General features: G+C 71.8%; 2 protein-coding genes. One reads left to right on the top strand and one right to left on the bottom strand.

What is annotated here, in order from left to right:
* On the bottom strand, positions 1-205 hold a 205-nt coding region (locus tag P5F91_RS24360; protein WP_277908508.1), incomplete at its 3' end, for a hypothetical protein.
* Positions 206-213: 8 nt separating this feature from the next.
* Between P5F91_RS24360 and P5F91_RS24355 the strand changes: the two genes are divergently transcribed.
* Entirely contained in the window at positions 214-438 is a 225-nt protein-coding gene (locus P5F91_RS24355; RefSeq protein ID WP_277908507.1) for a hypothetical protein, read from the top strand.
* Positions 439-489: the final 51 nt, after the last annotated feature.

Below are 489 nucleotides of genomic sequence, written 5' to 3'. Positions count from 1 at the left end.
TGACGTTGGCCCCGGTGTTGCGGATGGTCCCGCCGGTGAAGCTGCCCACCACGGTGCCGCTGCCGCCGGTAATGGTCAGATCCCGCGCCGAGACGTTGGTGACGTTGCCGCTGATGGTGCCGCTGTTGGCCAGGCTGCCCAGGGTGCCCGTGCCGGCAATGTACAGCGCCGTGGCCCCGCCCGCCGTGTTGGCCAGGGTCCACATTGGCGCCCGTGTTGCGGATGGTCCCGCCGGTGAACACGCCCACCGTGCCGTTGCCGCCGCCGGTGATGGTCAGATCCCGCGCCGAGACGTTGGTGACGTTGCCGCTGATGGTGCCGCTGTTGGCCAAGGCCCCCAGGGTGCCCGTGGCCGCGACGTACAGCGCCGTGGCGCCGCCCGCCGTGTTGGCCAGGGTGCCCGTGACACTGAGCGTGGCCAGGCTGGCGCCGATGTAGTCGTTGCCCGCCACGGCCTGCAGGTTGCTGCCGCTGGTGGACCCCAGCGCG

The organism is Nitrospirillum amazonense, assembly GCF_029594735.1.
GTDB classification, from domain to species: domain Bacteria; phylum Pseudomonadota; class Alphaproteobacteria; order Azospirillales; family Azospirillaceae; genus Nitrospirillum; species Nitrospirillum amazonense.
Note: the sequence above shows the minus strand (reverse complement) of the source record. Positions and strands in the feature narration are given on the sequence as shown.